20 protein-coding genes are annotated in these 22269 nt (G+C 68.1%); 5 read left to right on the top strand and 15 right to left on the bottom strand.

All coding sequences use genetic code 11. The features are described from left to right. Nucleotides 1-2 precede the first annotated feature (2 nt). Nucleotides 3-1439, bottom strand: a complete 1437-nt coding sequence (xylB, locus tag CRO07_RS07260) for a xylulokinase (RefSeq protein ID WP_097030023.1) — start codon at nucleotides 1437-1439, stop codon at nucleotides 3-5. Nucleotides 1440-1684: 245 nt separating this feature from the next. On the opposite strand from xylB, the gene CRO07_RS07265 reads away from it, so the two are divergent. Both CRO07_RS07265 and CRO07_RS07270 read left to right on the top strand, forming a co-directional pair. Next, complete coding sequence (locus CRO07_RS07265) at nucleotides 1685-3505, top strand: autotransporter assembly complex protein TamA (RefSeq protein WP_097030024.1); 1821 nt, start codon at nucleotides 1685-1687, stop codon at nucleotides 3503-3505. Continuing rightward, complete coding sequence (locus tag CRO07_RS07270) at nucleotides 3505-7032, top strand: translocation/assembly module TamB domain-containing protein (protein ID WP_097030025.1); 3528 nt, start codon at nucleotides 3505-3507, stop codon at nucleotides 7030-7032. Before CRO07_RS07265 ends, CRO07_RS07270 begins: the two co-directional genes overlap by 1 nt. Here CRO07_RS07270 and CRO07_RS07275 read toward each other — a convergent pair. Genes CRO07_RS07275 through CRO07_RS07295 form a run of 5 tightly spaced genes read right to left on the bottom strand, consistent with a single transcriptional unit; the run spans nucleotide 7026 to nucleotide 10187 of the window. Next, the gene (locus CRO07_RS07275; protein ID WP_235840951.1) at nucleotides 7026-7865 is read right to left on the bottom strand and encodes a YihY/virulence factor BrkB family protein; all 840 of its coding nucleotides are present in this window, start codon (nucleotides 7863-7865) and stop codon (nucleotides 7026-7028) included. The two genes, CRO07_RS07270 and CRO07_RS07275, sit on opposite strands and share 7 nt — an antisense overlap. A 25-nt stretch (nucleotides 7866-7890) precedes the next feature. After that, on the bottom strand, nucleotides 7891-8337 hold the full coding sequence (locus CRO07_RS07280; protein WP_097030027.1) for a MarR family winged helix-turn-helix transcriptional regulator: 447 nt from the start codon (nucleotides 8335-8337) through the stop codon (nucleotides 7891-7893). Continuing rightward, the gene (locus CRO07_RS07285) at nucleotides 8337-9167 is read right to left on the bottom strand and encodes a carbon-nitrogen hydrolase family protein (RefSeq protein ID WP_097030028.1); all 831 of its coding nucleotides are present in this window, start codon (nucleotides 9165-9167) and stop codon (nucleotides 8337-8339) included. The genes CRO07_RS07280 and CRO07_RS07285 overlap by 1 nt, the downstream gene beginning before the upstream one ends. A 4-nt stretch (nucleotides 9168-9171) precedes the next feature. Continuing rightward, entirely contained in the window at nucleotides 9172-9429 is a 258-nt protein-coding gene (gene grxC / locus CRO07_RS07290) for a glutaredoxin 3 (RefSeq protein WP_097030029.1), read from the bottom strand. Between the two features lie 35 nt (nucleotides 9430-9464). Beyond that, the gene (locus CRO07_RS07295; protein WP_097030030.1) at nucleotides 9465-10187 is read right to left on the bottom strand and encodes a ComF family protein; all 723 of its coding nucleotides are present in this window, start codon (nucleotides 10185-10187) and stop codon (nucleotides 9465-9467) included. 33 nt (nucleotides 10188-10220) lie between these two features. Here CRO07_RS07295 and CRO07_RS07300 point away from each other — a divergent pair, with 33 nt between their 5' ends. Continuing rightward, complete coding sequence (locus tag CRO07_RS07300; RefSeq protein WP_097030031.1) at nucleotides 10221-11039, top strand: methyltransferase domain-containing protein; 819 nt, start codon at nucleotides 10221-10223, stop codon at nucleotides 11037-11039. Nucleotides 11040-11090: 51 nt separating this feature from the next. Then, entirely contained in the window at nucleotides 11091-12209 is a 1119-nt protein-coding gene (gene hemH, locus CRO07_RS07305; protein ID WP_097030032.1) for a ferrochelatase, read from the top strand. A 49-nt stretch (nucleotides 12210-12258) separates the two neighbouring features. On the opposite strand, the gene CRO07_RS07310 is transcribed toward hemH, so the two are convergent. Further along, entirely contained in the window at nucleotides 12259-12435 is a 177-nt protein-coding gene (locus tag CRO07_RS07310) for a hypothetical protein (protein ID WP_097030094.1), read from the bottom strand. Between the two features lie 144 nt (nucleotides 12436-12579). Then, nucleotides 12580-13188 (bottom strand): L,D-transpeptidase, encoded by a 609-nt coding sequence (locus CRO07_RS07315; protein WP_097030033.1) that lies wholly within the window; start codon nucleotides 13186-13188, stop codon nucleotides 12580-12582. Between the two features lie 175 nt (nucleotides 13189-13363). On the opposite strand from CRO07_RS07315, the gene dalA reads away from it, so the two are divergent. Beyond that, entirely contained in the window at nucleotides 13364-13909 is a 546-nt protein-coding gene (dalA, locus tag CRO07_RS07320) for a divisome-associated lipoprotein DalA (protein WP_097030034.1), read from the top strand. 43 nt (nucleotides 13910-13952) lie between these two features. Here the strand turns inward: dalA and CRO07_RS07325 are convergent, their stop codons facing one another. The 7 genes from CRO07_RS07325 to hslO all read right to left on the bottom strand — a co-directional run bounded on the left by CRO07_RS07325 (nucleotide 13953) and on the right by hslO (nucleotide 22239). Then, nucleotides 13953-14462: a L,D-transpeptidase family protein gene (locus CRO07_RS07325; protein ID WP_097030035.1), complete on the bottom strand. Its 510-nt coding sequence runs from the start codon at nucleotides 14460-14462 to the stop codon at nucleotides 13953-13955. A 110-nt stretch (nucleotides 14463-14572) separates the two neighbouring features. Continuing rightward, complete coding sequence (locus CRO07_RS07330) at nucleotides 14573-15787, bottom strand: class I SAM-dependent RNA methyltransferase (RefSeq protein WP_097030036.1); 1215 nt, start codon at nucleotides 15785-15787, stop codon at nucleotides 14573-14575. Further along, the gene (locus tag CRO07_RS07335; protein WP_097030037.1) at nucleotides 15784-17628 is read right to left on the bottom strand and encodes an ABC transporter ATP-binding protein; all 1845 of its coding nucleotides are present in this window, start codon (nucleotides 17626-17628) and stop codon (nucleotides 15784-15786) included. The genes CRO07_RS07330 and CRO07_RS07335 overlap by 4 nt, the downstream gene beginning before the upstream one ends. Further along, on the bottom strand, nucleotides 17625-19469 hold the full coding sequence (locus CRO07_RS07340; protein WP_097030038.1) for an ABC transporter ATP-binding protein: 1845 nt from the start codon (nucleotides 19467-19469) through the stop codon (nucleotides 17625-17627). Before CRO07_RS07340 ends, CRO07_RS07335 begins: the two co-directional genes overlap by 4 nt. Before the next feature lie 60 nt (nucleotides 19470-19529). After that, nucleotides 19530-20672, bottom strand: coding sequence for a CCA tRNA nucleotidyltransferase (locus CRO07_RS07345; protein WP_097030039.1), 1143 nt, complete (start codon nucleotides 20670-20672; stop codon nucleotides 19530-19532). Beyond that, nucleotides 20669-21256: a CoA pyrophosphatase gene (locus tag CRO07_RS07350; RefSeq protein ID WP_097030095.1), complete on the bottom strand. Its 588-nt coding sequence runs from the start codon at nucleotides 21254-21256 to the stop codon at nucleotides 20669-20671. Before CRO07_RS07350 ends, CRO07_RS07345 begins: the two co-directional genes overlap by 4 nt. Next, the gene (gene hslO, locus CRO07_RS07355) at nucleotides 21256-22239 is read right to left on the bottom strand and encodes an Hsp33 family molecular chaperone HslO (RefSeq protein ID WP_097030040.1); all 984 of its coding nucleotides are present in this window, start codon (nucleotides 22237-22239) and stop codon (nucleotides 21256-21258) included. Before hslO ends, CRO07_RS07350 begins: the two co-directional genes overlap by 1 nt. Nucleotides 22240-22269: the final 30 nt, after the last annotated feature.

A 22269-nucleotide genomic window follows, 5' to 3' on the forward strand; every position in this document is an offset into this window, starting at 1 on the left:
GGTCAGGCAAGACCCCGGATGGCGGATTGCGCGGCGCGATAGCGGGCGTGGGCCTCGTCGAAGGCGGCGGTCAGGGCGCGCTGCGGCGGGATGGTGCGGGCGACGGGGGGAAGCGTCGCAATCTCGGCCCCGGCCCCGGTGGCCGCCATCAGCGCCAGCCGCGCGGCCCCGAAGGCCCCGCCGAAATCGCCCGCGGCCGGCAGTTGCACCGGCAGATCAAGCGCCGTGGCAATCGCCTGAAGCCAATAGTCCGAGCGCGACCCGCCCCCCACCGCGATCAGGTTTTCCAGCCGCGTTCCCGTGGCGGCCAGTGCATCGCGGCAGTCACGGATCGCGAAGGTCACGCCTTCCAGCACCGCGCGGGTGCCCGCGGCGCGGTCGGTCGCATGCTCCAGCCCGGTAAAGGCACCCCGGATCGCGGCATCGTTCAGCGGCGTCCGCTCGCCGCCCAGACAGGGCAGGAACAGCGCCTTGCCCGGCGCCTGAAGCGCGCCCAGTTCCGCCGTCAGCGCCGAGGCCCCCTGCCCCACCAGCCGCGCATACCAGTTCAGCGCATCGGTCGCGGCCAGGATCACCCCCATCTGGTGCCACGCCCCCGGCAGCGCATGGCAGAAGGTATGCACCGCGGTTTCCGGCGCCGGCTGATAGCCGTCGTTCGCGGCAAACAGCACCCCCGAGGTGCCGAGGCTGACGAAAGCCTCGCCCGCGCGGACCACGCCCACACCCACGGCCGAGGCCGCATTGTCGCCGCCGCCGCCCGCGACCACCACCCCGCCGGGCAACCCCCAGCGCGCAGCCAGCGCCGGACGCAACTGCCCCGACACCGCCGACCCTTCGACCAGCCGCGGCATCTCGGACCGCGACAGCCCGGTGGCGACCAGCAGATCGTCCGACCAGTCGCGCGCCCCGGTATCCAGCCAGCTTGTTCCCGCGGCATCCGACATCTCGGCCACATGCTCGCCGGTCAGCCACAGGCGCAGGTAATCCTTGGGCAGCAGCACCTTGGCCACGCGGTCGCGCAGCGCGGGTTCGTGCCGTGCAACCCACACCAGCTTTGGCGCGGTAAAGCCCGGAAAGACGATATTGCCGGTGATGGCGCGAAAGCGCGGATCGGCGTCCAGCTCTGCCGCCTCAAGATGGCTGCGGGTGTCGTTCCACAGGATGCAGGGCCGCAGCACGTCGTCCGCGGCATCCAGCAGCGTCGCGCCATGCATCTGGCCCGAAAGGCCGATGCCGCGCACCTCGGCCAGACCCCGCGCGCCCAGTTGATCCATCACCGCCTCGGCGGCGGCGATCCAGTCGGCGGGCGATTGTTCCGACCAGCCCTCGTGCGGTCGGCTGACCGTCAACGGCGCCGTGGCCTCGGCCAGCACGCGCTGATCGTCATCGATCAACACACCCTTCAGGCCCGACGTCCCCAGATCGAGACCAATATACATTCCGTGTCCCCCCGCCCTTTTCCGTTCCCGGATAATCATCCCGAGAATCTCATCCCTGCTGACATCGCCTACCTGCTCGCATCCCACAAGCGCCCCGTGCGGCTTTGCCCCCATGGATGGCCAGACGATCACGGACAGACCGGCCCCCTGCCCGGCGCGACACCGCTCTGCCCGGCAGATCGCGGATTGCCGCATATCGTGCAACCTGCAATAGTTTCGGCAATCCGCACTCGTAAGGAGGATGCGTGTCAGGTCCAGCTTTCAGGTCGTTCGCGGCCCTTGTCGCCTTTGCACTTGCCACCACGGCGGCAACCCCGCATGCCAGCGCACTGGAACAGCTGGAGTTTCGCGTAACCGGCGGTAACGCCGAAGTCGAACAGACGATCCGCGGCGCCTCGGCGCTGATGGCGGCCCGGGCCGGCAAGGACGAACAGGCGCAGGATCTGTTCGGCGCCGCGCGGGCCGAATACGGCCGGCTTGTCATGGCGCTTTACGGTCTGGGCCACTATTCGCCGGTGGTGAACGTGCTGATCGACGGACGCGAGGCTGCCCTGATTGCACCACTGGATGCACCCGACACGATCCGCCGGATCGAGGTCCGGGTGCAGGTCGGCCCGCCCTTCCACTTCGGCCGGGCGCGGGTCGCGCCACTTGCCCCGGAAACCGACCTGCCCGAGGACTTTCGCCGCGGACAACTTGCCCAAAGCGGTCTGGTGCAGGATGCCGCCCGCGCCGCCGCCAAGGGCTGGCGCGCGGTGGGTCATGCCAAGGTGGATGTGGCCGAACAGGTTGTGACGGCCGATCACGCCCGCCGCATCCTTGACGCCGACATCCGCATGGGGCCGGGCCCGCGGTTGCGCTTTGGCGATCTGCGCATCAAGGGCGAGGACCGGATGAGCGCGCGGCGCATCCGCAAGATCGCGGGCCTGCCCACGGGCGAGGTCTTCGACCCCGACAGCCTTGATCGCAGCGCCGAGCGTCTGCGCCGCACCGGCATCTTCCGCTCGGTCTCGGTGACCGAGGACGGGGCGATCACGCCGCCCGACCTGCTGGGGATCACCGCCACCGTGGTCGAGGAACTGCCGCGCCGCTACAGTTTCGGGGCCGAAATCTCCAGCCTTGAAGGCGCCACGGTCAGCGGGCAGTGGATTCACCGCAACCTTCTGGGCGGCGGCGAGCGGCTGACCCTGGGCGGCCAGATCGCCAATATCGGCGCGGCCGACAGCGGCGTGGATTACCGGCTGGGCGTGACGCTGGACCGCCCGGCCACCATCGACGCCGACACCACCCTGTCCTTCGGGGCCCAGATCGAACGGCTGGACGAAGAGGATTATCTGGCCGACACCGCCTCGGTCACGGCCACGCTGTCGCGCTGGTTCACCCCGCATCTGACCGGCAGCCTTGGGCTGGGCTATGCATGGTCCGACGTCGAGGACGAAAATGGCGCCACGATCTACCGCTATGCCTCGATGCCGCTGTCGCTGGTCTGGAACACGCGCGACAACGATCTGAACGCGACCAGGGGCGCCTATCTTGCCGCGGGCGCCACGCCGTTCGTGGGGATGCAGGACACCGATTCGGGCGGGCAGGTGACGCTGGACGGGCGGGCCTTCCACACCATCGGCAGCGAGAAACATCCCGTGGTGCTGGCCGGCCGGGTGCAGGCGGGCGCGGTGCTGGGGGCGGATCTGCTGGCCACGCCGCGGGAATATCTGTTCTATTCCGGCGGGGGTGGCACGGTTCGCGGCCAGCCCTATCAGTCGCTGGGGGTGCGCCCCGACGATCTGAACCCCGATTACAAGATCGGCGGCACCCGTTTTGCCGCGCTGTCGGCCGAACTGCGCGGCACGATCACACGCCGGGTCGGTCTGGTGGCCTTTGTCGATGCCGGCTGGGTTTCGGCCGAGGGCGTGTCTTCGGCCGGCGACGACTGGCATGCCGGCGCCGGGCTGGGCCTGCGCTATGACACCGGCTTCGGGCCGATCCGGCTGGATGTGGCCAGTCCCGTCGGCGGCGACACCGGCGACGGGGTGCAGATTTATGTCGGGATCGGGCAGGCGTTCTGATGCGGATCATCCTTTTCCTGCTCTGGCTTTTTCTGCCCGTCGCGGCCTTCGCCCAGTCCGAGGCCGAGGACCGCGGCTTTCTTCAGGGCCTGCTTGAGGACACGCTGTCCTCGGCCGGGCGCGAGGTGCGGATCGAAGGCTTCGCGGGGGCCTTGTCGTCGCGCGCCACCATCGCGCGACTGACCATCGCGGATGACCGAGGGATCTGGCTGACCCTAAATCAGGTCGTGCTGGACTGGAGCCGCTCTGCCCTGCTGCGCGGGCAGTTGTCGGTGAGCGAACTGACCGCGGCCGAGATCGTGCTGGATCGTCTGCCGCAGGGCGAGACCCCGGCCGCGCCTTCGCCCGAAGCGGCCGAGTTTGCGTTGCCGGACCTGCCGGTCTCGGTCGAGATCGGCCGGGTGGCCGCGCCGCGGCTGGTTCTGGGTCAGGCGGTGATCGGAACCCCGGTCGTCGCCTCGGTTGAGGCGGCGGGCACATTGGCCGGCGGCAAGGGGCAGGCGCAGCTTCTGGCCACGCGCACCGATGACACGAAGGGCCGGATCACGCTGGCGGCAAGCTATTCGAACCAAAGCCGGATTCTGGCGCTTGATCTTGACCTGACCGAGGCACAGGGCGGCATCGTCACGCGCCTTCTGGATCTGCCGGGCACGCCGCCCCTTGATCTGACGGTCAAGGGCACCGGCCCCGTCACCGACTATGCCGCCGACATCCGGCTGGCCACCGACGGACAGGATCGGCTGGCCGGCCGCGTGACGGTGCAGGGCGATGGCGCCAGCGGACGGGACTTCACCGCCCGCGTCGGCGGCAATGTGATGCCGCTGTTCCTGCCGGCCTATGCCGATTTCTTCGGCCCGGATGTGCGGCTGGATGTGGCCGGCACCCGCGCGACCGATGGCCGGTTAAGTCTGAACCGGCTGCTGCTGACCACGCAGGCCCTGCGGCTGGACGGCAGCCTGACACTGGCCGCCGATGGCCTGCCGGAACGGATCGCGCTGCAAGGCACGCTGGCGGCCGCCGATGGCCAGCCGGTGCTGCTGCCGCTGTCGGGCCCGCCGACACGGGTCGGCCGCGCCGGGCTGACCATCCGCTATGATGCGACCACAGGTGACCGCTGGACCGCCAGCGCCGAGCTGTCAGACCTGAACCGGCCGGAATTTTCCGCAGCCCATCTGGTGCTTGACGGTGCCGGCCGCATCGCGCGCAATGCGGGAGCGGCGACGGTTGACGGCGCGCTAAGCTATGCCGCGCAGGGTCTGCGGCCCGCGGATGCCGCGCTGGCCGCGGCGCTTGGCCCCGAGATCGGCGGGCGGGCACGCTTTGTCTGGTCACAGGCAAGCGACGGGCTGACACTGCCCGAGGTGACACTGGACGGGCAGGACTATGGCCTGACCTCGGCGCTGTCGCTTTCGGGGCTGTCCAGCGGCTTTGCCGCCAGCGGCACCGGCGCGGTGCGGTTTCAGGATCTGTCGCGCTTTGCGGGCCTTGCCGGGCGACCGCTGCAAGGCCGCGGAAACGCGGAAATCGCAGGCTCGGTGGCGCTGCTGGGGGGGGCGTTCGACGCCACGGGAACGATCAACGGCACCGATCTCGCCATCGGGCAGGCCGAGGTGGACAACCTGCTGACCGGCGACTCGCGCGTGACGTTTTCGGTTCTGCGCGACACCGGGGGAACGCGGCTGCGCGATCTGACGGTGACGGCACGCCGGCTGAGCGCGACCGCCTCGGGGATGGTGGCGACCGCGGGCAGCGAGCTGACGGCGGATCTCGCATTCACCGACCTTTCCGATATGGGCCCGGGCTTTGGCGGCGCGCTGACGGCGCGGGCGACGCTGCTCGGCACCGCCGACAATGCGCGCGTGACCGCCGAGGCGGTCGGGCGCGGCCTGCGGGTCGGGCAGGCACAGGCCGACCGGCTGCTTGCCGGCGAGACGCGACTGACCGCGACGGTGCGCCTTGACCGCGGCCGGATCGGGATCGAAAGCGCCGTGCTGCGCAACCCGCAGCTGTCGCTGAACGCCCGCGGCACCGAGGGCGGCGCCGGGCGCGGCTTTGCCCTGGACGCGCGGCTGGGCAACCTTGCACTGGTGGCGCCCCAGTTCCCCGGCCCGCTGACCGTGACCGGCACCGCCTTGCCGGGGCCGGAAGGCTACCGGATCGACCTGCGCGCCCAGGGGCCGGGCGGGATCGATCTGCGCGCCAAGGGGGCCGCGGCGCCGAACTTTTCCAGCGTCAACATCGCCGCGACGGGCAGCGCGCAGGCGGCCCTTGCCGGGCCGTTCATCCAGCCGCGCACGATCTCGGGGCCGGTTCGGTTCGATCTGCGGCTGAACGGGCGGCCTTCGCTGGGGGCGCTGTCGGGGCGGGTGACGCTGGTGAACGGGCGGCTGGCCGATCCCGGCTTCGGGCTGGCGGTCGAGGCACTGGAAGGTGCCGGCACGCTGTCAGACGGACGGGTGCAGGTGGATGTGTCGGGCCGGCCCGCAAACGGCGGCCGCATCGCGGTGGCGGGGTCGGTCGGCCTTGCCCCGCCGCTTTCCGCCGATCTTGCCATCGACATCACCCGCGCCGTGCTGCGTGACCCCGAACTTTACCGCACCACCGCCGACGGGCGGGTGACGGTGACGGGGCCCTTGACCGGCGGCGCAAGGATCGCCGGCCGCATCGCACTGGACGAGACCGAGATCCGCATCCCCTCGACCGGCTTCGGCGGCGCCTCGGGGCTGGACGGTCTGCGCCATCTGAACGAACCTGCGCCCGTCCACACCACCCGCGCCCGGGCGCGGATGATCCCCGGCGAGGGCGGGGCCCGCAGCGGTGGCCCGCGGCGGCCCTTCCCGCTGGATCTGGTCATCAGCGCCCCCGACCGGATCTTCATCCGCGGCCGCGGCCTTGATGCCGAGTTGGGCGGCGAGCTGCGCCTTGCCGGCACCACGGCCAATGTCGTGCCCAGCGGCGCCTTCAACCTGATCCGGGGCCGGCTGGACATCCTTGGCAAGCGGCTGACCCTGAACGAGGCGCAACTGCAACTTGAAGGCGATTTCGTGCCGTATGTCCGCGTCCTCGCCTCGACCGAGAATGACGGGATCACCGCCTCGGTCCGGCTTCAGGGCCGCGCGAACGAGCCCGAAGTTTCCTTCACCTCGGTGCCGGATCTGCCGCAGGAAGAGGTGCTGTCACGGCTGCTGTTCGGGCGCGGCCTTGACACGATCAGCCCGCTTCAGGCGGCCCAGCTGGCCGGCGCGGTGGCGACGCTGGCCGGGCGCGGCGGCGAAGGCGTGATCGGCCGGCTGCGGCAGGGCTTCGGGCTGGACGATCTGGATGTGGCGACCGATGCCGAGGGCAGCGCATCGGTCCGGGCAGGGAAATATGTCTCGGACAATGTCTATACCCAGGTCGAGGTGGACCAGCAGGGCCAAAGCCGGATCAACCTGAATCTGGATGTGCGCCCCGGCGTCACGCTGCGCGGCAGTGCTGGCAGCAGCGGCAACACCAGCCTCGGGATCTTCATCGAACGCGATTACTGAGGCGCGGCCCGAACCGCATCGATGGCGGCCCCCAGAAGCACGGCAAAGGCACTGAGGTAAAGCCAGACCAGCAGCGCCACCACCGCCCCGATCGAGCCATAGACCTCGTTGTAGCTGCCGAAATTGGCCAGATAGATCACGAACGCCCGCGAGGCCGCCGCCCACAGCGCCACCGCCACCACAAGGCCCCATGACACGACGGGCCGCGGCACCCCCGCGGGCCGGTTCGGCCCCAGCCGATAGACCAGCGCCACGCCGAACACCACGACCAGAAGCCCGACCCCGGCATTCGCCAGTTCCAGCACCTGCTGGGTAAAGCCACCCAGCGGCAGGAAGGTCAGCACAAGCGGCGCCACCACCGACAAGAGCATCGCCGCCAGCGCCACCCCGACCAGCGTCAGGGTCAACACGATGGCGCGCACGATATGCCACGGCCCGGTCCGGTTCGGCAGCCGATGCGTCGCGTTCAGCCCGCGGATCAGCGCCGCCACCCCGGTGCGAAACGACCACAGCGCGACAAGTGTGGAAAAGACGCTGGCCCAGCCAAGGTGGCGGCTGTTCGCGGCCAGCAGCCAGTCGATCTGATCACGGATCAGCCCATAGGCCTGCGCCGGCAGATAATCCTGTGCCAGCTCGATCTGCTGCCGGATCACCCCCGGATCGGACGCCCAGCCCCAGATCGAGATGACGGAGGCCACCGCAGGAAAGATCGCAAGGAAGCCGTAAAAGGCGATACCGGCCGCGGCAAGGTTCAGATCGGCCGAATCGATCCGGTCGAACAGCCGGACAAGAAACCGCCAGCGCGCCCGCCAGATCCCGCGGGCGCCGGTCACGGCAGCGCCCCGGACGGCGTGCCCGTCATTCCTCTTCCTCGAAGCGGGTGCGCATCTCGCGCAGCACCGGCAGGACCGCACGGACCCGCTCGGCCCCGAGCGAGGCGACGACATCCGCAATCAGCGGCGCGATCGCCTCGACAGCGGCATCGCGCGCCTTGCGCCCCGAAGGGCTGATCGAAACGAACTTGCGCCGGGCGTCGTCCCAGTCGGGGCGGATATGGACATGGCCCGCCCATTCCAGCTTGGCCAGCGTGTTGGTCATCGCGCCGCGCGTGACATGGAAGGCGCGGGCCAACTGCGCCGGGGTGCGTTCCTCTGCGGCACGGGCAAGATGGTTCAGCACGCCGAAATGCGACAGCTCCATCCCCTTGGGAAGCACTTTCGACAGCCGGTTGCGGGCAAGCTGATCGGCCATGAACAGCTCTCCGAACAGGGCGACGGCCAGTTCCTCGGTCCGTTGCTCTGACATCAGGGGCCTTCAAAGCTGCGGTCATGGCCCAGCGACGGCACACGGTGCCGCGCCACCGCCACCTGCGCCAGATCCAGATCGACCAGCGTCACCCCCGGCGCGGTTCCGGCATCGGCCAGAACCTCGCCCCATGGCGCAATCGCAAGGCTGTGGCCATGGGTCCGCCGGCCGGGCCCATGCGCTTCGGGGTGAAAGCCGGTCTGCGCGGGGGCAAGGACGAAACAGCCCGTCTCGATCGCGCGGGCGCGCAGCAGGGTTTCCCAATGGGCGGCGCCGGTCACATGGTTGAAGGCGGCCGGAACCGTCAGGATCTGCGCCCCCGCCTGCGCAAGCCGGCGATAAAGATGCGGAAACCGCAGATCATAGCAGACCGTCATGCCGATCCGCGCGAAGGGTGTCGCGGCCAGAACGGCCCGCACGCCGGGACGATAGGCAGCGGATTCGCGATAGACCTCGGTTTCGGACACGTTCACGTCGAACATGTGGATCTTGTCATAGCGCGCGGCGATGGCGCCATCGGGTGCGATCAGGAAGCTGCGGTTGGCGAACCGGCCGTCCGCGTCATCGGTCAAAACCCCAAGCGAGCCGATCAGAAGCCAGATCCCGGCCTGTGCGGCCTCGGCCCGCAGGGCGGCAAGGGTCTGATCCTCATCCTCGGGGCGGAAGATCGCGCGCTGATGGGGCCGGCTGGACGACAGACAGCTTGTGCATTCCGGCGTCAGCACGAACCCCGCCCCCGCGGCGGCGGCGGCACGGATATGGGCCAGCGTCACCGGCAGGTTCGCCACCGGATCGTCGGTCACCGAAAGCTGCACAAGGGCCGCGCGCATCGCCCTAGTCTGCCAGCATCGGGTCAAGCTTTCCTGCCCCGTCCAGCGCATGAAGATCGTCGCAGCCGCCGACATGCCGGCCACCGATGAAGATCTGCGGCACTGTGCGGCGGCCCTGCGCACGCTGGGTCATCGCGGCCCGAACCGACGGGTCCAGACTGACATCGATTTCCTTGAACGGCACACCCTTGCGCGACAAAAGCGCCTTGGCCGCGTGACAGTAGCCGCAGGTCGGCGTGGTGTAGATCTCGACCGATTTCATCGCAGTCCCTTCCAGTCCGGGGTGACTATAGGGATTTAGACGTCCTTCGCAACGCGCGCCAGCACGGCCACGGAAACGCCGATGGCACCCGCCGTCAGGCAGGCCTCGGTTGCCGCGGCCAGCGTCGCACCCGAGGTCAGCACATCATCCACCAGCAGCACATGGCGCCCGCGCATCCGCTGCCCGCGCGACGGGTGCGGCAGGATCGCGCCGGTCATGTTGTCAAACCGGCCCTCGCGGCTGCGGCCGTCCTGCGTGTGGGTGTTGCGCGGGCGCACCAGCGCATCGGGGCAGTGATCGATCCCCGCCTGCCGCGCCAGTTCGCGCGCCAGAAGCGCCGACTGGTTGTAGCGCCGCGTCAGAAGCCGCAGCCAGTGCAGCGGAACCGGCACCGCCAGCGTGTCTGGCGTCAGGATCGGGTGCAGGGTCTTCAGCATCCAGCCCGCCGCCGGACGGGCCAGATCCAGCCGGTCGCCATGTTTCAGCGCCAGCACGATCTTGCGCCCGTTGTCCTTGTAAAGCATCGCCGCGCGGCCATGGTCCCACGGCCGCGTCAGCGTCAGGCAATCGTCGCAATGGATCGGGTGGCCCGGATCCTCGCCGGGCAGCGGCGTGCCGCACAGGTCGCAGACCAGCCCGGCGATAAACGGCGTGTCGCGCCAGCACGGTCCGCACAGCCCGAAATCCGATGTCACCAGTGTGTCGCACAACAGGCACTGCGGCGGATAAAGCAGGTGGAGCGCGGCTTGCAATCGCATCTGGACCCTCTTACCTGCGGGACCGGAGCCGCCATGACCCCCATCCTTACCGACCGCACCGCCCTGCTTCGTCACCGCGCCCGCGCCCTGCGCGCCCCGGCGCTGTTTCTGCACGAGGACGCCGCAGCCGAGGTCGATGAGAGACTGAACGAGGTTAACAGACGGTTTACATCGCCGGCCGTGGTGACGGGTTTTCCGCAGGTCTGGCAGGATCGCCTGCCCGGCGCGAAGATCGTGCCCGATGCCGACGAGCTGGCGCTTGATCCGGGGGCGCACGATCTTGTGATCCACGCGCTGGCGCTGCACTGGGCGAACGACCCGGTCGGCCAGCTTGTGCAATGCCGGCGGGCGCTGAAACCCGACGGGCTGTTCCTTGGCCTGATGTTCGGCGGCCGGACGCTGTGGGAACTGCGCGCCGCCCTGGCCGAGGCCGAATCCGCGATCACGGGCGGCCTGTCGCCCCGCGTGCTGCCGATGGCCGAAATCCGCGATCTGGGCGCGCTGCTCCAACGCGCGGGCCTTGCGCTGCCGGTGGCGGATGCGATCCCGCGCGAGGTGATCTATCGCGACCTGCCCCATCTGATGCACGACCTGCGCGCGATGGGCGAGGCGAACGCCCTGCACGACCGCCTGCGCCGCCCCACAAGCCGCGCGCTGTTTGCAAAAGCCGCAGCCCTTTATCCCCCACGGGCGGACGGGCGGATCGCCGCCACCTTCGAAATCATCTGCCTGACCGGCTGGGCGCCGCACGACAGCCAGCAGAAACCGCTGCGCCCCGGCTCGGCCGCACAAAGCCTTGCGGATGCCCTTGCTGCCGCAAGGACAGGGAACCTGCCAAAGCGGGATGGTTGACCCCCGGCCAGATGCCTATATGTGTCTGACGATTACAGGAACGGAAGCGGAATGACGGCCATGCTGCAAGCCACACCGGACGAGGCGAAAGCCCTGGAAGCCGAACAGCCGATCCATCCCGGCGAGGGGCGCCTTGCCCATGCCCCCGCAGACCACCCCGACCTTCCGCAACCCAAGATCGGCGTTCTGCTGGCCAATCTCGGCACGCCGGACAATTACGACTATTGGTCGATGCGGCGCTATTTGAACGAGTTCCTCTCGGACAAACGGGTGATCGATTATCCGGCATGGAAGTGGCAGCCGCTGCTTCAGATCCTGATCCTGTCCAAGCGGCCGTTCTCATCCGGAGAGAATTACAAGCTGATCTGGAATCACGACAAGGGCGAAAGCCCGCTGATGACGATCACCAAGGACCAGACCGCCCGCATCGCGGACCAGTTGGCGGCGCGTTATGGCAACCGGGTGATGGTCGATTTCTGCATGCGCTATGGCAACCCCTCGACCGAGGCGCGGGTGCGGCGGATGGTGGATGCCGGCTGCGAGAAGATCCTGTTCTTCCCGCTATACCCCCATTACGCGGGCGCCACCTCGGCCACGGCGAACGACCAGTTCTTCCGCGCGATGATGAAGGAAAAGCGCCAGCCCGCCGTCCGCACCGCGCCGGAATATTACGAACACCCGCTTTACATCGACGCGCTGGCGCAGTCGGTCGAGCAGGCCTACGCCGCGCTGGATCACAAGCCCGATGTGCTGGTGGCGTCCTATCACGGGATGCCGAAACGCTACCTGATGGCGGGCGACCCCTACCATTGCCAGTGTCAGAAAACCTCGCGGTTGCTGCGGGAACGGCTGGGCTGGGCGCCGGGCGCGATCGACACCACCTTCCAGTCGGTGTTCGGCCCCGAGGAATGGCTTCAGCCCTACACCGTCGAACATGTGGCCGAGCTGGCCCGCGCCGGCAAAAAGCGGATCGCGGTGATCGCGCCGGCGTTCTCGGCCGACTGCATCGAGACGCTGGAAGAAATCAACGGCGAGATCCGAGAGGCGTTCGAAGAAGCCGGTGGCGAGGAATTTACCTATATTCCCTGCCTGAACGACGCCGAGGCCCATATCCGTGCCCTTGTCGCGGTGATCGAGGACAACCTGGCCGGCTGGATCGAGCGCAAATAAAAAGGCGGCGGGAAGACCCGCCGCCCGAAGCACCCGAGGGTGCTGGATCTTAGTTCGCCGCAACAGCAGCAACAACCACGAGCAGCAGCAGCGGAACCAGGATGCCGCCCGACGAAGCGGTTTGGGCTTCAACGACGGCCGGTTCCATAACCGGCTCGGCGAGACCACCGGCAACGGCGGCCGAAGCAGCGAGCGTGAGGGCGGCGGCGAGCGCGAGTTTCTTCATTGTGACCTCCAATTTTGGCATCCGGACGGGAATCTGAGGCGGCCGGATGCCCCCAAGACTGTACCTCGTAAAGCTGTGTAAGCAGCTTCCAGATCGGAATGCAATCGGGGCCTAAAGGGTTCCGATATCCAGTTCAGCCTTTTGTCAAATCAGCAACACCTGTGTGCCGACCTTGGCCAAGGGAAACAGTTGCTGAATATGTTCGTTGTAAAGCCCGATACAACCGTTGGATGAGCGGCGCCCGATCTTGCGGGTGTCGTGGGTGCCGTGGATTCGGTAATAGGTCCAGGACAGATACAGCGCATGGGTGCCCAGCGGGTTGTCCGGGGCACCGCCCGCCACCACATCCGGCCATTCGGGATTGCGCTCCTTCATCGAGGGCGTCGGCCGCCACGGCGGCGCCACCACCTTCTGCACCACCTCGGTCCGGCCACGACGGGTCAGGTCGTCCGACAGCGGCACCGAGGTCGGGAACAGCAGATAGGTCTGACCATCCTCGGACCAGAAGTGCAGCGCCCGCGAGGTGAGGTCGACCAGCACCGCGCCGTTGCGCAAACTGGAGAAATAGGGTTGCCAATCAAGCATCCGGAAGCTTGAGATATTGTTGCGCACCGGGCTGTTGACCGGGGGCATCATCTCGGTCGTGCCCTCTTGTGCCCGTGCAAGTGACGGCATGGCCAAGGCGCCAAGGCCGGCTGCCGCACAGCCCAGCAGCGTCCGCCGGTCAAACCTGTTCGAGTGATCCGCACCCATCCGCTCGTCTCCTTGATCTTGGTCCGTCGATTTCGGACCCGAGCAATCTATATTCCCGGCGAGGTGGCGACAATTCACGGCCACGTCAACTGGCAACTGGCCATTCGGACAGGGTTTGAACAGTCTGCGGCCTTTCTGCTATGAGGGCGCGAAGAACCTATCGGGTGGATGGCACATGAAAACTCTCTCTGCGCTTGCGCTTTGCGGCGCCCTGGCCTTGTCGGCCTGCGCGACAACCTCGCCCATGGCGCTTGGACCCGATGGCAAGCCGCTGCCGCAAGTCTATCGGATCGCCGGACAGGAAAGCGACGTGACCTACCGGCTGCTTGATTCCGTCAACACGCTGCGGCAGGCGCGCGGCGCGGCGCCTTTGGCGCTGAACGCCGAACTGACGGCGGCCGCGGCCACCCATGCGCGCGACATGTCGGTGCAGAACCGACCCTGGCACTTCGGCTCGGACGGGTCGTCGCCGCTGGTTCGGGTGCAGCGTTCGGGCTATCGCGGCAAGCTGATGGGCGAACTGATCTCGGAGACCTACCAGACCGAGCTGGAAACGCTGGCCGCCTGGATGGAACAGAGCGACACCCGCAACATCGTTCTGGACCCCAAGACCACGGATCTGGGCTTTGGCTGGTATCAGGAACCGCAGGGCAAGATCTGGTGGACGATCGTTACCGGCTCGGCCATGGGGACAAGCCCGATCTCGATGGCGGGGCTGTAGCCCCGCCTGCGGACCATGGCGGGTCGCAGACCCGCCAGCGGTCTCAGGGCAGGATCAGGATCGGCGTGCCGACCTTGACCATCGCGTAGATCTCTTCGACTTCGGCATCCGAGACGGCGATGCAGCCGGCCGTCCAGTCGCGCACATTGGCGGGCACGCTCGCCCCGCCGGCGCCCCGGCCGTGGATGAAGATGTCGCCCCCCGGGGGCTTGCCAGCCAGAAAGGCCATCTGCTGATCCGACGGATTGGGGTAAGAAATGCCCAGCGACAGGTGATACTTGGAGTTCGGGTTCTGACGGTCGATGTAATAGATGCCTTCCGGCGTGCGCCCGTCGCCTTCGTGCCGCTTGTGGCCGACCGGCATCGGGCCCAGACCGATATCATACTGACGCAGCACCTTGCTGCCGTGCAGCAGATACATCTTGCGTTCGGCCTTGTGGACCTGAACGCTGGTGACATCCGGCCCGCTGTAGCGCCGGAATTTCGAGTCGTCCGCGCCACAGGCCGCAAGGCCCAGCACAAGCACGACAAGGGTGAGTCTCAGGAACTGCATCGTTTCACTGCCCGTTATGTTTTTCTTTTCGAGATACTGCCAAAGCCCCTTCGTGCCTAGCCCATCTTTTGCAAGGCCGGTTAACACAAAGCCAGGGCGTGCAGCGTCTTTCAGCCCGGCAGGCTGAGACGGGCAACAAGTTCCACATGCGCCGACCAGCGGAACTGGTCCACCACCTGAACCCAGTCCAGCCGGTAGCCGGCGCGCACAAGCGCCGCGGCATCGCGCGCGAAGGTCACCGGATTGCACGAGACAAAGGCCACCACCGGCACACGGGCGGCGGCCAGACGCGCGGTCTGCGCCTCGGCGCCGGCGCGGGGTGGGTCGATCACCACGGCATCGATATGGCGGAACTCGTCCGGTTCCAGCGGGCGGCGGAACAGATCGCGGGTCTCGGCCCGGACCCGCTTCAACCCCGGCGCCTGCCGCCAGCCGCGGTCCAGCGCGGCGACCATGGCGGAATCCCCTTCCACGGCAAGCACTTCGGCCCTTGCCGCCAAGGGCAGGGCAAAGGTGCCAACCCCGGCGAAAAGGTCGGCCACCATTCGCGCTTCGCCAATGGCATCGATGACAGCGGCCAGCAGGGCGGCCTCGCCCTCGGCGGTGGCCTGAAGAAAGGCACCCGGCGGCGGCACGACACGCGCCGGCCCCACCGCCTGCGCGGGTGGCACCCGCAGCGCCACCGTCTCGTCGCCCCATGTCAGCCGGGCCAGCCCGAAGCGTTCGGCCACCCCCGCCAGTGTGGCGCGAAGCCCCACATCCAGCGGCTTGCCACCCGCCACCACCACATCGGGTCCGCCCAGACTGCGCGTCACCGTCAACGTCAACTCGGCCGAGCGTGACCCACCCGCCACCACCAGCGCCTCAAGCGCCGGGAAGGCCGCCATCAGATCGGGATGCAGCAGCCGGCAGTTCGGCACCGCCACGACCACATCCGACTGCCGCGCATGAAAGCCCAAAAGCGCCCCGCCCTTGGTGCGCCGCCCCGACAGCACCGCGCGACGCCGCGACGCCGGCGGCGAGACCTGAATCGGCCGGAAATCAGCCTGAAGCCCCTGCCCGGCCAGCGCCGAACGGACGACCTCTTGCTTCCAGCCCGCCACGAACGGGTCAGAGGCATGTTGCAGCAGACAACCGCCGCAGCTTTTCGCGTGCGGACAGGGCGGGCGCACCCGGTCGGCCGAGGGCGTCAAAATCCTCGGCGCGGCCATCCGACCGGCCTCGACCTCGCCTTCCACCACCTCACCCGGCAGCGCGCCGGTCACGAAAACGCCCTGGGCCAGCGCGTCACCCAGATGGCCCAGCCTGTCGATGGTCAGGATCACTCGGCAGCCTCGTCGTCACATCCCATGAAGCCTCCGCTTTGCCGGTTCCAGTAGCGCGCGTAAAGCCCGTTCCGCGCCAGAAGCGCGTCATGGGTGCCTTCCTCGACCAGCCGGCCACGGTCCAGCACCACGATCCGGTCCATCGCCGCGATGGTGGACAGCCGGTGCGCGATGGCCAGCACCGTCTTGCCCTGCATCACCCGCGACAGGGCGTCCTGAATCGACGCCTCGACCTCGCTGTCCAGCGCCGAGGTCGCCTCGTCCAGCACAAGGATCGGCGCGTCTTTCAGGAAGGCGCGGGCCAGCGCGATCCGCTGACGCTGACCACCCGACAGCTTGACCCCCCGCTCGCCCAGATGGGCATCATAGCCGTGGCGGCCGTGGTGGTCGGCCATCTCGCGGATGAAGCCATCGGCCTCGGCGGCGCGGGCGGCGGCGATCATCTCGTCCTCGGACGCATCGGGGCGGCCATACATGATGTTGTCACGGGCCGAGCGGTTGAACATCGCGGTTTCCTGCGTGACCATGGCGATCTGGCGGCGCAGGCTTTCCTGCGTCACGTCGCGCAGATCCTGCCCGTCGATCAGCACGCGGCCGTCCTCGGGGTCGTAAAGGCGCAGAAGCAGGGAAACCAGCGTGGATTTCCCCGCCCCCGAAGCGCCGACGATGCCCAGCTTTTCCCCCGGCCGCACCGTCAGATCCAACCCGCTGATGCCACCGCGCTGCCGGCCATAGGCAAAGCTGACGCCCTCGAACCGGATCTCGCCCCGGACGCGGGTCAGATCCGCCGCGCCGGGGCGATCGGGCAGGGCATGGGGCACCGACAGGGTGCGCATCCCGTCCTCGACCTCGCCAACCGAAGTATAGATCGACATCAGCGTGAAGCTGACCCAGCCCGACATCTGCGCGATCCGCAACGAGATCGCCCCCGCCGCGGCAATCGCCCCCGCGCTGGCCTGCCCCTGCTGCCACAGGATCAGCGTGCCGCCGATCAGGATCACCGGCAGCACGCCCGAAATCGCCATCAGCGCGAACCGGAACGCGGTCGAGATCTGTCCGAACTCCAACGAGCGGTCGCGGAATTTCTCCATTGCGCGCAGGGCCACGCGATCTTCAAAGGCGGAATGGGCGAACAGCTTCACCGTCTTGATGTTGGTGATCGTATCCACCACCTGCCCCGACACCATCGCCCGGGCCGAGGCACGGGCGGCGGAATTTTCGCGCACCTTGGGCAGGAAATGGCGGATGAAGGCCAGATAGCCCACCAGCCACAGCCCCAGCCCCAGCGCCACCCGCCAGTCGATCGCCACCAGATACAGCGCCGAGGCCAGAACCGAGGCCAGCGCGAAAGCGATCGTATTGATCGATTCGGTGGCGACATCGGTGACGGCGCGGGCGGTCTGCATCTGCTTTTGCGCGATACGGCCGGCGAAATCGTTGTCGAAGAAGGTGACCGACTGGCCCATGGTCCAGCGGTGCAGCCGGCTTAGGACAAGCGGCAACACGTTCGGCCCGACAATGATCGAGTTCGCCGCCGACGAGGCGCCAAAGGCCAGCGGCCGCAGCAAGAGGTAGAACAGCAAAAACGCCGCCAGCAGCCCGACATGGGCCGAAAAGAAGCCGTCCGGGCCACTGGCCACCGCGGCATCGATCACCCAGCCCAGAATGGCGGCCGAGACGACTTCCGACATGCCGGCCAGCGCCGACAGCGCCGCGGCAAGCCACAGCATCGGCCATGCTCCGCGCAAACTCCAGCCGACGAATCCTGACAGCTTTTGCGGCGGCGGCCCGCCAGCGGGGCGGAAGGCGTCGATCAGGCGGCCAAGAGGCTTCAGGTTCATTGCGCGGTATCCTCTGTTCCGATGAAACCCCCGGATTGCCGCGCCCAAAACCGGGCGTAAAGCCCGTCCTGTGCCAGAAGCGCGGCATGGCTTCCGGTTTCGACAATCCGGCCTTCGTCCAGCACCACGATCCGGTCCATGGCGGCGATGGTGGACAGCCGGTGTGCGATGGCGATCACGGTCTTGCCTTCCATCACGCCGTAAAGCGTCTGCTGGATCGCGGCCTCGACCTCTGAATCCAGCGCCGAGGTCGCCTCGTCCAGGATCAGGATCGGCGCGTCCTTCAGGATCACGCGTGCAAGGCCGACCCTCTGGCGCTGGCCGCCCGACAGCTTGACCCCGCGTTCTCCGACATGGGCATCATAGCCGCGACGGCCCTCGGGGTCTTCCAGCGTCAGGATGAAGTCATGCGCTTCGGCGCGCTGCGCGGCCAGAACCATCTCGGCTTCCGATGCATCGGGGCGGCCGTAAAGGATGTTGTCGCGGACCGAGCGGTGCAGAAGGCTGGCATCCTGCTGCACCATGCCGATGGCGCGGCGCAGGCTGTCCTGCGTGACGTCGGTCACATCCTGTCCGTCGATCAGGATCCGGCCGCCCTCGGGGTCGTAGAACCGCAGCATCAGCTTGACCAGCGTGGATTTCCCCGCGCCCGAGCGTCCGACCACACCGACCTTTTCGCCCGGTTGGATCGTCAGGCTGATCCGGTCAAGCCCGCCCTGCCCCCGGCCGTAATGGTGCGACAGGTCGTGGATCTCGATCCGACCTTCGGTCAGGCGCAATGCGGGGGCGCCGGGCTTGTCCACCAGCGCGATGGGCTGGGCGATGGTCTCCATCCCCTCGGCCACCACACCCAGCGCCTGCACCAGCGAGCTTGTCGCCCACATGATCCAGTAGGTCATGTTGTTCAACCGCAGAACCAGCGCGGTCGAGGCGGCCACGATGCCCACGCTGGCCTGCCCCTGATACCACAGCAAGATCGCCCAGCCCGTGACCGAGGTTATCAGCGCCCCGTTCAGCAGCGTCAGCGCCACATCCATCCGGGTGATGATCCGCATTTCCTTCTGGAAGGTGGCGCGGGCATGTTCGATCGCCTCGCGGGCATAGGTCAGTTCGCGGTCGTGATGGGCGAACAGCTTGACGGAATGGATGTTGGTATAGGCATCCACCACCCGCCCCGTCACCGCCGACCGCGCATCCGACGAGGCTTTCGAGGCCGGCCCCGCACGCCGGATCGTCCAGCGCACCAGCAGCGCATAAAGAACGAACCACGCCAGCAAAGGCAGCGTCAGCCGCGGATCGGCATCGGCCAGAACGAAGACGGCGCCGATGACGGTGGTCAGCGCGAAGGCACCGGCGTCAAAGGTCTGAAACACCGCATCCCCCGCGGCGGGCGGGGTCTGCATGATGCGATTGGCGATGCGGCCGGCGAAATCGCCCTCGAACCAGCCGACGGGCTGGCGCAGCACATGGCTGTGCGCCCGCCAGCGGATCATGGTGCCGAAGTTCGGCAGGATGGTGTTGTGCAAAAGCGCGACATCCAGCCCCGCCACCAGCGGGCGGACCAGCAGGATCGCGGCGGCGACGGCAAGGATCTCGGTGCCATGGCTGGCCCAGACCGCCTGCGGCGTGCCTTCGGCCAGCAGGTCCACCAGCCGGCCGACATACCAGATCAGCATCACCTCGGCCGAGGCGTTCAGAACCGACATCACCCCCGTGACCGCGAACACCTTGCGGAACGGCCGGACATAGCCCTTCAGGAACGGCCAAAGCCGCCGCGGCGGCGTATCGGTCCGCTCCCACGGGGCATAAGGATCGACCAGAGTCTCGAAAAAGCGGAACATCGGCGGCCTCATCGGTGCCGCCAGACTATAGCCCGGTTTGCAGGGAAGGGAACGCGGGCCTCAGCCCAGCAGATCCTGCCGCGTCAGCGCAAAACCCGAGGCGATCCAGCGATCCTCAAGTTCCTTCAGCCGGGCGCCCAGCGCAGGGCCCTGCAACCCCGGCATCAGATCGGCGGCGCACAGCGGAAAGCGGGCAAGGGCGCCCCGGGCCAGATCCTCGGCCCATGTGGCGGGGGGCGGCATCTCTTGCAGGGCGGCGCGGGCAAGGACCACCGCCGCGCCCTCGGCCAGCCCCAGACGATAGCCCAGCTCGGCCGGGGTGCGGCTTTCTGCGATCTCGTCGCGCAGACGGGACAGGCTGCGCGCATCGGCGCGCGACAGGCGCAGACGCTCGGCCGGGTCTTCGCCGCCCAGACAGGCAAGGCGGGCCAGCCAGTCGGGCGCGCGGCCGGATTCCAGATGCACCAGAACCGGCAGCGCCCGCGGATCGGCGCCCGGCAGCACATGGGCCAGCACCCCCGCCTGCGCCATCGCCGCCACCGCAGGCGCGGGATCGGCGGCCGACAGCAACTTGCGCATCTCGGCGCCCACCCGTTCGCGCGACAACTGGCCAATGCCATCGGCCAGTTCGGCACAGGCGGCCAGCCCCTCGGCATCCAGCCCGTTGGCAGGATCGCCATGGATCGCGTGAAAGCGGAAAAAGCGCAGGATGCGCAGGTAATCCTCGCGGATGCGCTGGCCGGCTTCGCCCACGAACCGAACCCGGCGCGCGATCAGGTCGGGCAGGCCCCCCAGCGGGTCGATCACCTCGCCCGAGGCTTCGGCATAAAGCGCGTTCATGGTGAAATCGCGCCGCGCCGCATCCTCGGCCACATCGTCGGAAAAGGCAACGACCGCGTGCCGGCCGAAGGTTTCGACATCGCGGCGGAAGGTCGTGACCTCATGCGCAATGCCGCCGGCGATCACGGTGACCGTGCCATGATCGATCCCGGTCGGCACCACCTTCAGCCCGGCCGCGCGGCACAGCGCCGTCACCCGGTCGGGGCGGGCATCGGTGGACAGGTCGATGTCCGCGACCGGCACGCCCAGAAGCGCGTTGCGCACGCATCCACCGACGAACAGCGCCCGGTGGCCGCCACGGGCCAGCACGGCGCACAGCTCTTGCGTGGCCGCTGCCGCGATCCAGTCGCCCCGCACCTTCACGGCTGCACCCGTTCCGCAAGCGAGCGCAGGATGCGTGCCGTAGCCCCCCAGATGTAGTAGGGGCCATAGGGCACAACATAATATCTGCGCCACCCACCGCGCCACAGCCGCTGTTCCACCCGATAGCGCGACAGGTCCAGAACATGCGACAGCGGCACGGAAAAGGCCTCTTCGACCTCGGATTCCTGCCGCACCGGCATGAAATCGCCCCGCACCAGCGACAGGACCGGAACGATGGTATACCCCGTCACCGTCTCGTGCAGGGGCAGGCGGCCAAGCACCTCGACCTGCGCGGGCGGCAGGCCGATTTCCTCTTGCGCCTCGCGCAGGGCGGCATGGTCGGGGCTTTCGTCGGCAGGTTCGATCTTGCCGCCGGGAAAGGCGATCTGGCCGGGGTGATGCGCCAGATGCGACGCGCGCTTGGTCAGGATCAGCCGCGCGCCGCCTTCGCGCTGCCAGACCGGCACCAGAACCGCCGCGGCCCGCAGACGGCGGTCGGCGGGCAGCACCACTTCGGGGTTCAGATCGTGATCGGACGAGGCGGCGCCGCCGCCTTCCAGCGCGCGGCGCAACGCCTCGGGGATCATTCGGGTCGCGCCCCGGTGCCAAGGGTGGCAGGGTCGAATTCGTAATGCGCGCCGCAGAACTGGCAGTCGGCGGTCAGGATGCCCTCGTCGGTGGTCATCTCGGCGATCTCGTCGGGGGAATAGATCGACAGCGACTCGCGCACCCGATCGGCCGAGCAGGAACAGCCGAAGCGCAGCGGCTGGGCATCGAACACGCGCGGGAATTCCTCGTGGAACAGTCGCACCAGCAGGTCGGTCGGCTGCACCGACGGGCCGATCAGTTCCAGATCCTCGACCGTATCCAGCAGCAGGTTCACGCGGCGCCAGTTCTCGCCCTCGTCGCCGTCCAGGATGTCGTGGTTTTGCAGCAGCCCGCCCTCGCCCGAGCCACCGTCGCCCGCCACCCCCGGCGATGCCTTGGGCATGTGCTGGATCATCACGCCACCCCCGCGCCAGTGGGTTTCGCCCGCAGCGGTGGACTGGCCAAAGGACAGCGCGAACCGGGTCGGCAACTGTTCGGATTGCGCGAAATAGGTCTCGGCGCAGGCGGTGAGCGAGCCGCCGGCGATCGGCGTGATGCCCTGATACGGCACCATCCCCGGCCCCTGATCGATCAGGATGGCAAAATAGCCCGCGCCCAGCTGGCCAAAAGCCCCCACCGCGGGGTCAAGCTGATCGGCCGCGAAATTGGCATAGGCGCGGATGCGCGCGGGCTGGCCATCTTCGGACGGGCCGTAATAGTCGGTCGCGATCAGCTTGACCGCGCCATTGCCGCGGATCTGCAACGACAGCTTCCAGCGCAGCTTGATGGTCTGGCCGATCAGCGCGGTCAGCAGCGACGCCTCGGCCACCAGCGCCTCGATCTGCGGCGGGTAGTCATGCTTGGACAGCACCTCTTCAAGCACGCCATCCAGTCGCGCGACACGGCCGCGGATGTCCGAGCGGTCAAGCTGGAAAGGCAGGACAGTGTCGTCCCAGGCGATCTGTGAACCGATGGTCATGGGGTTTCCTTGAGGCACGCGCCTTGGCAT

Origin of the sequence: Cereibacter ovatus (assembly GCF_900207575.1) — a bacterium.
GTDB lineage: Bacteria > Pseudomonadota > Alphaproteobacteria > Rhodobacterales > Rhodobacteraceae > Cereibacter_A > Cereibacter_A ovatus.

Bases quoted from the DNA above. Each gene is read 5' to 3' on its own strand.
- hemH (WP_097030032.1), top strand. From the start codon at position 11,091: ATGACGGCCATGCTGCAAGCCACACCGGACGAGGCGAAAGCCCTGGAA.
- CRO07_RS07270 (WP_097030025.1), top strand. From the start codon at position 3,505: ATGCGGATCATCCTTTTCCTGCTCTGGCTTTTTCTGCCCGTCGCGGCC.
- grxC (WP_097030029.1), bottom strand. From the start codon at position 9,429: ATGAAATCGGTCGAGATCTACACCACGCCGACCTGCGGCTACTGTCAC.
- CRO07_RS07295 (WP_097030030.1), bottom strand. From the start codon at position 10,187: ATGCGATTGCAAGCCGCGCTCCACCTGCTTTATCCGCCGCAGTGCCTG.
- dalA (WP_097030034.1), top strand. From the start codon at position 13,364: ATGAAAACTCTCTCTGCGCTTGCGCTTTGCGGCGCCCTGGCCTTGTCG.
- CRO07_RS07325 (WP_097030035.1), bottom strand. From the start codon at position 14,462: ATGCAGTTCCTGAGACTCACCCTTGTCGTGCTTGTGCTGGGCCTTGCG.
- CRO07_RS07285 (WP_097030028.1), bottom strand. From the start codon at position 9,167: ATGCGCGCGGCCCTTGTGCAGCTTTCGGTGACCGACGATCCGGTGGCG.
- CRO07_RS07310 (WP_097030094.1), bottom strand. From the start codon at position 12,435: ATGAAGAAACTCGCGCTCGCCGCCGCCCTCACGCTCGCTGCTTCGGCC.
- xylB (WP_097030023.1), bottom strand. From the start codon at position 1,439: ATGTATATTGGTCTCGATCTGGGGACGTCGGGCCTGAAGGGTGTGTTG.
- CRO07_RS07280 (WP_097030027.1), bottom strand. From the start codon at position 8,337: ATGTCAGAGCAACGGACCGAGGAACTGGCCGTCGCCCTGTTCGGAGAG.
- CRO07_RS07300 (WP_097030031.1), top strand. From the start codon at position 10,221: ATGACCCCCATCCTTACCGACCGCACCGCCCTGCTTCGTCACCGCGCC.
- hslO (WP_097030040.1), bottom strand. From the start codon at position 22,239: ATGACCATCGGTTCACAGATCGCCTGGGACGACACTGTCCTGCCTTTC.
- CRO07_RS07315 (WP_097030033.1), bottom strand. From the start codon at position 13,188: ATGGGTGCGGATCACTCGAACAGGTTTGACCGGCGGACGCTGCTGGGC.
- CRO07_RS07335 (WP_097030037.1), bottom strand. From the start codon at position 17,628: ATGAACCTGAAGCCTCTTGGCCGCCTGATCGACGCCTTCCGCCCCGCT.
- CRO07_RS07340 (WP_097030038.1), bottom strand. From the start codon at position 19,469: ATGTTCCGCTTTTTCGAGACTCTGGTCGATCCTTATGCCCCGTGGGAG.